Source organism: Salipiger sp. PrR007 (assembly GCF_010499845.1).
Taxonomy (GTDB): domain Bacteria; phylum Pseudomonadota; class Alphaproteobacteria; order Rhodobacterales; family Rhodobacteraceae; genus Salipiger; species Salipiger pacificus_A.
This window is the reverse complement of record NZ_JAAGOZ010000011.1, coordinates 144,960-150,959: the sequence shown is the minus strand read 5'-3', so window position 1 is coordinate 150,959 and position 6,000 is coordinate 144,960. Positions and strand designations below refer to the sequence as shown.

General features: G+C 65.5%; 7 protein-coding genes and 1 tRNA gene. All 8 read right to left on the bottom strand.

Annotation, left to right across the window (positions count from 1 at the left end; translation table 11 throughout):
* Nucleotides 1-244: ATP-binding protein (locus G0Q01_RS03930; protein WP_235939589.1), on the bottom strand; the 244-nt coding region annotated here is incomplete at its 3' end.
* On the bottom strand, nucleotides 241-1,686 hold the full coding sequence (gene istA, locus G0Q01_RS03925; RefSeq protein WP_203594891.1) for an IS21 family transposase: 1,446 nt from the start codon (nucleotides 1,684-1,686) through the stop codon (nucleotides 241-243). The genes G0Q01_RS03930 and istA, both read right to left, overlap by 4 nt.
* A 272-nt stretch (nucleotides 1,687-1,958) precedes the next feature.
* Nucleotides 1,959-2,513 carry a metallophosphoesterase gene (locus G0Q01_RS03920; RefSeq protein ID WP_164190528.1) on the bottom strand — a complete coding sequence of 185 codons (555 nt, stop codon included), beginning with the start codon at nucleotides 2,511-2,513 and terminating at the stop codon, nucleotides 1,959-1,961.
* Between the two features lie 191 nt (nucleotides 2,514-2,704).
* Nucleotides 2,705-2,779 (bottom strand) — tRNA-Gln (locus tag G0Q01_RS03915).
* 75 nt (nucleotides 2,780-2,854) lie between these two features.
* Nucleotides 2,855-3,916 carry a diguanylate cyclase gene (locus tag G0Q01_RS03910; protein WP_164190525.1) on the bottom strand — a complete coding sequence of 354 codons (1,062 nt, stop codon included), beginning with the start codon at nucleotides 3,914-3,916 and terminating at the stop codon, nucleotides 2,855-2,857.
* Entirely contained in the window at nucleotides 3,913-4,518 is a 606-nt protein-coding gene (locus tag G0Q01_RS03905) for a heme NO-binding domain-containing protein (RefSeq protein WP_164213017.1), read from the bottom strand. Before G0Q01_RS03905 ends, G0Q01_RS03910 begins: the two co-directional genes overlap by 4 nt.
* A 286-nt stretch (nucleotides 4,519-4,804) precedes the next feature.
* Nucleotides 4,805-5,521 carry an HAD family hydrolase gene (locus G0Q01_RS03900; protein ID WP_235939586.1) on the bottom strand — a complete coding sequence of 239 codons (717 nt, stop codon included), beginning with the start codon at nucleotides 5,519-5,521 and terminating at the stop codon, nucleotides 4,805-4,807.
* On the bottom strand, nucleotides 5,518-5,799 hold the full coding sequence (locus G0Q01_RS03895; protein WP_108964862.1) for a DUF3572 domain-containing protein: 282 nt from the start codon (nucleotides 5,797-5,799) through the stop codon (nucleotides 5,518-5,520). The genes G0Q01_RS03900 and G0Q01_RS03895 overlap by 4 nt, the downstream gene beginning before the upstream one ends.
* Nucleotides 5,800-6,000: the final 201 nt, after the last annotated feature.

The window sequence follows — 6,000 nt, the reverse complement described above, 5'->3', positions numbered from 1 at the left end:
TCGCCTTGAAGTCGAAGCTGTCCAGGCTCTTCTTGGCGGGGAACTTTGCAGCCTTGATCCGGCGTTCGATCATCCGTCCCTCGCGGTCGATCAGTTCCAGTTCGACCAGTCGGGCGAGGAACTGGACGTGGTCCAGGCCCTCGGCTGCACATTGGCGCGCCAGCTTCTCGTGCTCCCGCAAGAAGGTCGGGAGCTTCAGCGTCTTCAGGTGATGAGCAAGCAGGATCTGCGGCGCACCGGTCATGCCGCGTCTCCCGACAGCAGAGACATGTAGCTGGCCGCCGAGGTGGTCCCCACGTTGGCCCGCGGCAGGTAGGGATAGACGTCGAGATCAAGCTTCGGTGGCCGCCTCTCGACGTGGCACAGCACGAGGTGTTTGACAGCGTCGAAGCCGACCGCCCCCAGCTTCAGCGCTTTCTTCACCGCGGCATGCACGTCGGCGAGTTCGAAGGTCTCGAGAAGGCGCAACACCTGCACGTACTCGCGGCGGCCCATCTTCTGCATCCGCGCCTCCATGAGGCGGCGCAGGGTCTCGAACTCAACTGGAAGGCCCCAGCCCGCCAAGGGGGCGGCCTGATCCAGGGCATTGATCTTCTTCTCGAGCAGCGGCAGGTAATGGATCGGGTCGAAGATCATGTCCTCGCGCGCATAGCACCGCGGGTGCCGGGCGATGACCTCGCCGCGACAGCCGATCACGACCTGATCAACATAGCCGCGCACCCAAACATCCCGATGCCCATAAGCAACCGGCACCGAGTAATCGTTGGTGCCGTACCGAACGAGAGATTGAGAGCTGACCCGGGCGCTGACCTGCTCGCAGGCGTCGAACGGCGTTCCTGGCAGGGCTCTTAGCTCCGCCAGATCGCGTTGCAGCCGTGCGCCGATCGTCTCGGCCTCGCCCCGCAAGACGTCGCGCTGGCGCTTGCGGCACCGGACTTCGAGATCAGCGTTGAAAGCTTCCCAACTGGCAAAGCGCGGGACGGGAACCATGAAGTTCCGCCGCGAATATCCCACGAGCCCTTCGGCGTTGCCCTTGTCATTGCCTTTGCCCGGTCGCCCGTAGCGGTCGCGAAACAGGTAGTGCGACTGCAACCCACTGAACAGCGTGGCGCGCCGACGTGTCCCGTCAGGCAGGATCTTCGAGACCAGGCAGCGGTCATTGTCATAAAGCACCGACAGCGGCACGCCTCCGAAGAAAGCGAAGGCGTGGACATGGCCATCCATCCAGGCCTCCGCCGTCGCTGCGGGGTAGGCTCGCACGAAACACGCGTCGCTCTGCGGCAGATCCATGACGAAGAAATGAGCCTTCTGTTCGACGCCATCGATGACAACGACCGCTTCGCCGAAATCCGCCTGCGCATGCCCCGAAGGATGCGCCAGCGGCACGAACATCTCCTGTCCACGCCGCTGGCGCTCCCGAACGTAGTCCTTGATGATCGTGTAGCCGCCGGTGAACCCATGCTCATCACGAAGCCGGTCGAAGATGCGCTTGGCGGTGTGCCGCTGCTTGCGATGCACCGTCTTGTCGCCATCGAGCCACGCGTCGATGATCTCGGTAAACCCGTCCAGCTTTGGCCGCTTGATCGGCGCCGTTCGCCGATAGCCAGGCGGCACCGAGAACGCCAAGGCCTTCTCCACCGTATCACGAGAGATGTTGAAATGGGCTGCTGCCGCACGCTTGCTCATGCCGTCGGCGCAGGCCAGACGAACCTTTCGATATAACTCCACGGTATAGATCTCCACGCCCTCCCTGCCGCCGCAAGAAGAGCAAAGTGGCCGGTTTTTACGCCGCCCGCAGCAGGACTATCCCGCCGCCACCGTGGACTAATTTTGCACCGCCGTTCTCAGGTGCTTTTCAACACAGAGGCGAGCTGCCCTTGCGAGATCGAACCTCTGAGCTCTTGCTCACCATGCGATCGCTCAACCAGCTGGTCCGAGATGCCACCCGCTCAATTGGTCTACGGAAGCTCGTTTCCATGTTCGACATCCGCCCAATGCTTGTTGACGGGCATACGGGCTGCGCGCTTTGCCATTTCCTCAATCTGGATCGGTCGAAAGTTCCACTGGTCGACGCCGACATTTATGCTGTTTCGCGAGCCTGCCCACTGGTCGTGGACGTGGCCGAACAGCTGTAGGGCGCCTCTGCGTGCGCCGTTCCAGGTGATCATCGGATAATGGCAAAGGACGAGGCTGTGTTCGCCGTCCTGGATCTCGGCCATGTACTCAGTGCTGGCCCAAGGCAGCGAGATGACAGCTTCATCATCGTGGTTACCGATGATTAGATGCTTGCGGCCGGGCAGGCTGTGAAACCAGCTCTCGAATTGCGCCGTATCGTCAGCGCGGCCGAAGGCGAAATCTCCCAAGATCCAGAGGTCATCATCGTGCGCGACGCAGGCCTGGAAGTTGGCGATCAGGGCTGCGTTCATCTCCGCGGTTGAGGCGAAGGGGCGCCTGCAGAAGTCGATGATGCGGTGGTGGCCGAAGTGCAGGTCGGCCGAATACCAGTTGGCCATATCTGTGCCCTCCGTGTTCGTCAGACCTCAGTCTAGGGACGAGATCATACGGGCGCAAATGTCTGGCAGTTCAGAGGAATTGCGTACGGCGAAGCGGCTGGAATGTCAGCAGATACTAGTCTTGCCCGAGCAAGGTACCAAGTAGAACCGGATAGGCTCCACTCTTCGGCGAATGTCACATTAGGAGATATTGGCTGGGGCGGTAGGATTCGAACCTACGGTGCGCGGTACCAAAAACCGGTGCCTTACCACTTGGCTACGCCCCAACCGTGGCGCGGGATTTACGCCAGCCTCCGGGAGGGCGCAACCCCCTTCTGGAAAAAATCTCTGACTTTTTGACCTCACCTTGCGGAACCCCTGCCAGCTCCCCCGATATCCTCCGCCGAGGCCCGCCGGTCGCTGCCTTCCGGCGCCGAGGTGGCCGCGTGAAAGGCGAAGCGACCACGCCCCGCGCGCTTGGCCGCGTAGAGCGCAACATCGGACTCCTCGAGCAAATCCTCGGCGCCGCGTGGCGCGCCGCAGCCCGGGGTGTTCAGGGCAATTCCGATGCTTGCCGAGATTCGCACCTGCGCGCCCGCCTCCGCCGAACCGAAGGCGGTCGGGGCTTCAAGCCGGGCGATGAGACGCTCCGCGAGTTCGCACAGGCGCGCCCCCTCGGTCAGCCCGGAGACAATGATGACGAATTCGTCGCCGCCGATCCGCGCCACCATGTCGTCCTCCCGGGTCAGATCAAGCATTAGCGCCGCGACGCCGGCCAGCACCCTGTCGCCGGCGCCATGGCCGAGCGTGTCGTTCACCTGCTTGAAGTAATCGAGGTCGACATGCATCACCGCGAAGCTGGCCCCGCGTCGCAGCAGGTCCGTCATCGCCCGGGTCAGCGCCCGCCGGTTGCGCAACCCGGTGAGCGGATCGGTGAAGGCGCGCTCCTCGGCCGCGAGCATCGCGCCGCGCAGGCGCCGGTTGAGCGTGCGCGAGGCCTCCATGGCCGCGGATTTCGCTTCGACGAGGTAGAGCATGTCGATCGCGAGGTCGGTTGCCGCGAAATCGCTGCTGGTGAGCGCATGATCGCGCACCGCCTCTACGAGGCCGAGGCCGAAGGAGAGATCGAGAATCGCACCGCCTTCGGCATCTGGCATGGCAAGGCCGCGAAGACTGTCCCCCTGCCCGACCAGCCGCAGCTGCAGGCGGCGGCCGGCAAGCGACAAAAGGTCCGGCAGGTCACGAACCTGGCGCGGGCGGAAGATGTCGAAAAGCTCGGAGAAGTGCCGGCCGACGCGCTTCTGGCCGGCGAGCACCCGAAGCAGCGTCGGCCCCATGGCCTGCACCCGCCCCCCGGCATCAAGGCGGGCGTGCATCGGGCAGAGCGCCTCGAGCGTCGCCTGGGGCAGCGCGAGCGGGGTCATGGCCGCCCTGCGCCATGCGCCCCAAGCTCGAAGGCGCGCCCCTTGGTATAGGCGGTCTCGACCACGGTGATTTCGATCACCTCCTCCTCGTCCGGGCCGCTGGCCAGTTCAAGAAGGATCAATGCGCCGTAGTCATCGGCCATGGCTCGCACCACTCCGGCGAGCACGCGCGAATAGCCCCGGCTGGTGGGACCGCTGCAGCGGCAGACAAGGGTGAAACTGCGCGGCGTGGCCTCGGTCAGCTCCAGCGGCGGCAGGTCGAGATCGGGCACCGCCAGCCGGGCGCGGCCAGGAAGCTCTTCGAGCGAGTGCAGAAAATCGATGAAGTCCTCGCCGCCGTAGCGCATCAGACGGCGCAGCCTTTCGTTGTTGGGATGGGTCATCAGGTAGGTCCCGATATCCTCGAGCATCGCGGCGCGCGGCTTGCCCAGCTCGGTCTCGGCGCGGGTCAGAACCAGACCGATGAGCTGCGCCTCGTAGTCGAGCATGGCCTCGAACTCGGGCAGGTCGAGCCTTGCGGCGTCGGCGATGCTGCGCCAGCGATCCTGCCCGTAGGTGTCCTGCACGAAGCACTGCAGCGTGCGCGCGACCAGTCCATGCATGCGCCGTCCCATCCCGAGCGCCCTCGCCCTTGTGCGGGTCGCCTATGCGCCGCCGCGTCCCATGTGCCAGCTCAGTGCCCGCTCAGTGCCAGCTCAGTGCCCGCTCACGCCATTCCGCTCTGCGCGTCAGGCCCCTGTTTCTGCTCTACCGTGTCGCGGCCGAACGGCCCTCATCCCGCTTGGACCCGTGCAGGCGAAGAGTCACGAGTCCCGCGCTGACGGGTCATGCTACCGCAGGGACATTAAGACTTCCGCAAAGGGTAAAATGCAGATGAAAAGGGCCGGATCACGCAACCACGGCGCCGAGCCAGTCCGGCAGGTGGCCGATGTCGGGCAGAATCACATCCGCGAGGTGACGCAGTTCCTCCGCCTCGGCGGGGCCGGTCAGCACGCCGACAGTCATCATCCCCGCCGCACGTCCAGCCTGCAGGTCGTGGGTGCTGTCGCCGACCATGACCACCTGTTCGGGCGGCAGGCCGAGCGCCGCGGCGAAGGCGAGCAGCGGCGCGGGCGAAGGTTTGGCCCCATGGCCGCTGTCGAACCCGGCGACAAACTCGAAGCGGTCGCCGACCCCGACCTGCGCGAGATGGGCATGGGCGACGGCCTCGTTGTCATTGGTCATCACCCCCAGCCGCAGCCCCGCGCCGCGCAGCCTGTCCAGCAGCGGCGCCAGCGGCACCGCCTCGGCAAGCGGCGCGCGGGCGGCCGCTTCCGACAGGATGCCCTCGATGGCCTCGGGATCGCGTCGGCCAAGAGCCCGGGCCAGGCATTGCGCCGCCTCGCGGCTGGTGCCGGCGATCACCGGGCTGTCCTTGAGAAAGCCGCCGCTGCCGAGATCGAAGCGCAGCTCGCGGGCCATGGCCTCGACCAGCGCGGCATCGCCCCCGGCAAGCTGCTGCATGACCCCTTGCGCCCAGGCACTCCAGGTGCGGGCGAAGTCGAAGAGGGTGCCGTCCTTGTCGAAGAGCACCGCCGCGGCGCGCAAGCGCGGCATGGGGCTCATGTCCAATGGACCTCGCCGCCGCCGGGCAGGTGCTGGCGCGCCTGGAAGGGCAGGTCGTAGGACAGGCCCGCCTCGTCGCAGAACCCGCGCACCCAGGCATCGTCCATCAGCAGGAAATCGAGCACGCCGCCCTGGAATCCCGGATCCGAAAGGTTGTTGCGGAAATCCTCCGCCGAGGCGCCTGTCGCCCCGAGGAACACCGGCAGCAGCTCGTCATTCGCTGCCAGCCAGGCCACCGCCTGCAGCCCGATCAGCTCGGCCTCGTCACGCCCCACCATCTTCGTCTGTCCTCGCATTTCGAAAGGCTTTGTTAACCGTTTTTCATAAAGACTGAGCGGGCAAACGGATGCAAGCCTGCGCAAAAGCAGCGCCCGGGTGGCGCGCCGGAGCGAGACGCGCCGAGAGGGCCCCGGTCTGGCGTCGGGGCGGCTTGGGGGCGGCTTCAGGGCGGAACGGCAACGGTACGAAATCTGGCATAG

Bases quoted from the DNA above. Each gene is read 5' to 3' on its own strand.
- G0Q01_RS03910 (WP_164190525.1), bottom strand. From the start codon at position 3,916: ATGACCCCGCTCGCGCTGCCCCAGGCGACGCTCGAGGCGCTCTGCCCG.
- G0Q01_RS03900 (WP_235939586.1), bottom strand. From the start codon at position 5,521: ATGAGCCCCATGCCGCGCTTGCGCGCCGCGGCGGTGCTCTTCGACAAG.
- G0Q01_RS03905 (WP_164213017.1), bottom strand. From the start codon at position 4,518: ATGCATGGACTGGTCGCGCGCACGCTGCAGTGCTTCGTGCAGGACACC.
- G0Q01_RS03895 (WP_108964862.1), bottom strand. From the start codon at position 5,799: ATGGTGGGGCGTGACGAGGCCGAGCTGATCGGGCTGCAGGCGGTGGCC.
- istA (WP_203594891.1), bottom strand. From the start codon at position 1,686: ATGAGCAAGCGTGCGGCAGCAGCCCATTTCAACATCTCTCGTGATACG.
- G0Q01_RS03920 (WP_164190528.1), bottom strand. From the start codon at position 2,513: ATGGCCAACTGGTATTCGGCCGACCTGCACTTCGGCCACCACCGCATC.